At 62.8% G+C, this 2,054-nt stretch carries 4 protein-coding genes; 1 reads left to right on the top strand and 3 read right to left on the bottom strand.

Annotated features, from left to right (window positions below; genetic code table 11):
- Positions 1–231 precede the first annotated feature (231 nt).
- Positions 232–432 carry a DUF6021 family protein gene (locus FEM54_RS31380; protein WP_017137593.1) on the bottom strand — a complete coding sequence of 67 codons (201 nt, stop codon included), beginning with the start codon at positions 430–432 and terminating at the stop codon, positions 232–234.
- 15 nt (positions 433–447) lie between these two features.
- Positions 448–627 carry a hypothetical protein gene (locus FEM54_RS31375; RefSeq protein WP_099550507.1) on the bottom strand — a complete coding sequence of 60 codons (180 nt, stop codon included), beginning with the start codon at positions 625–627 and terminating at the stop codon, positions 448–450.
- 117 nt (positions 628–744) lie between these two features.
- Here FEM54_RS31375 and FEM54_RS31370 point away from each other — a divergent pair, with 117 nt between their 5' ends.
- A complete protein-coding gene (locus FEM54_RS31370; RefSeq protein ID WP_138454153.1) occupies positions 745–1,266 on the top strand; it encodes a DUF3087 domain-containing protein in 522 nt (173 codons plus the stop codon).
- Here the strand turns inward: FEM54_RS31370 and FEM54_RS31365 are convergent.
- Positions 1,267–2,054, bottom strand: a 788-nt coding sequence (locus tag FEM54_RS31365; RefSeq protein ID WP_138454152.1) for an MFS transporter, incomplete at its 5' end; no start/stop codon positions are given.

Below are 2,054 nucleotides of genomic sequence, written 5' to 3'. Positions count from 1 at the left end.
CCGGGTTAGCCGCGCTGGGCCAAGGATGGCCCATCGCGGCGGCCCACGGATTCAAGCCGGAGTGAGGGCACACCGAGCATTAGCGAGGTGCCGAGTGGTGGGGCGAAGACCTTTTGGTTACTTTTGGCTGGGCCGGCATTCCGGGCGTTTGCCAAAAGTGACCCGCTGTAAGAGCGGAACCATAAGCCGCCGTTACCGCAGCAACGGATATGTACACCAAAAGCGCCAACATCACCCAGGCTTCTTAAGATCCCCCAACGGATCATAATCCACCTTTTTCCGCTGCTCCTTGTCCTTATCCAACGGCGCAATCGCCGGCCCAACAGGATCAACCTGCGGGTCCGACACATCAGGCGAATCCGGATCAAACCCCAACTCATTCTCGCCGCTGGCATGCTCGCCCGAACCCGGGCCTTTCGGATGATTACTCACAGTCACCTCCTGAACCTATAGCGGGCGCGCCCTGTCATGCAGGTTTTCCAGGTCTTCCTCAACCCGCTCCACATCATCTTCGTCCTGACGCTCGGCCGGGTCATTGGGCCGCAACGCATCGTTGTCACGCTCCTCCTCTCCCGGCGTACGGTCAGGGTCAGGTGTACCCGGCGGCGGTTGCTTGTACTCAGACATGATGGCTTACCTCAAAAGGGCTACACGGATTTAGAGAAACCACCCCAAGCCATCGTTCAACTTGTTTGCCCAAAGCATGCGAAGATGCCACCCCGCCTTTCTTGAGACCTGACCCGGATGTTCGAGCTCAAACCCTGCGACCCCGCAACCTTCCGCCAACAAACCCGCCGCAGCACGCTGATCATCGCCGTGCTGTTCATGGCCCTGGCCATGCTGCTATCAACCCTGGCGGTGATGCTGTTCGGCGAACCCGGCGGCGATAATTTGCGTTTCAACATCGGCGGCGTATTCGCCGGGGTGCTGATCACCGTCGCCCTGGTGCGCGGCCCATTTTGGACCCAACCATGGCTGGCGCCTGCAGTGTACGGCTGGCAGCTCAAGCGCAACCTGATGCGCGTGACCAATGTGATGCACACCCTCAAGGACCGCGCACAGGCCAACGACCCCACTGCCCTCAAAGTGCTGCGTTTTTACCACTTGGGCCTGACGCAGATGCATGACCTGGACGCCAACTCCAGCGCCCAGGCGCAACTGGTCGGCGAGATGGAAGCGCATAGGGCGAAAATGCAGGCACTGGGCATCGACACCGACCAAACCCGCTTCGACCCCGCCTGGCTGGAAGGCTTCAAAAACCCATAATCAGTTGGAAACCTTCGCGCGCCAGCAGAACACGGCGCTGACGGCAATCGCCGCGCCTGCCAGACCGAACACCCACGGCGCCGACGCCACCGGTAGCAGCAACCCCGCCATCAGCGGCCCAAGGCCAGCGCCGACATCGCGCCACACCGCGTTGGAGGCCAGGGCCGAAACGCGCATCGAACCAGGGTTGCGCTCAGCCACCAAAGTGGTCACCAACGGCAATTGCAAGGCGCGCAACACCAGTACCGCGGCCGCGCCGACGATCACCCAATAACTGCCAAATGCCGTCAGCGCCAAGGCACTCAAGAACGAAAACAACAGCAGCATCGAGGTGGCACCAAAACGCTGCGCCGCACGCCCACCCAGCGGGCTCAGGAGCATCTCCGAGGCATAGCGCAGTGCCATCAGGCCGCCGGCGATCAGTACCGCATCGCCGCCAAGAATCTTCTGCGCCTGGATCGACAGGCCAAAGATAAACAGCCCGTCCAACGCCACGCCTTCGATAAACGACCACACCGCCACGCTGTCCGGCCACTTGAAGCGGCGCCCGGTGCTGTGCAAATCATGCCCAGCGGTCGGCAAACCACGTGCCACCCACACGCCCGCCAGGCAGCAGCCGGCCAGAATCATGAAGATAGGTCGCGGCCCGGCCCACAGGGTCAGCCAGCCCCCCAGCGGCAGCGCCAGCATCGGCCCGAGGGCGATCACCGCCCTGGAGCGCCCTGCCCTGCGCGCCGCGCCCGCAGGCGCAGAGGTGGCCAACACTTGGGTCGACAGGTTCAGCGCGG

Origin of the sequence: Pseudomonas edaphica (assembly GCF_005863185.1) — a bacterium.
GTDB lineage: Bacteria > Pseudomonadota > Gammaproteobacteria > Pseudomonadales > Pseudomonadaceae > Aquipseudomonas > Aquipseudomonas edaphica.
The sequence above is the reverse complement of the archived record's forward strand: the minus strand, read 5'-3'. Positions and strand labels throughout refer to the sequence as shown.

Coding starts and splice junctions, on each gene's coding strand:
- FEM54_RS31375 (WP_099550507.1), bottom strand. CDS start 627: ATGTCTGAGTACAAGCAACCGCCGCCGGGTACACCTGACCCTGACCGT.
- FEM54_RS31370 (WP_138454153.1), top strand. CDS start 745: ATGTTCGAGCTCAAACCCTGCGACCCCGCAACCTTCCGCCAACAAACC.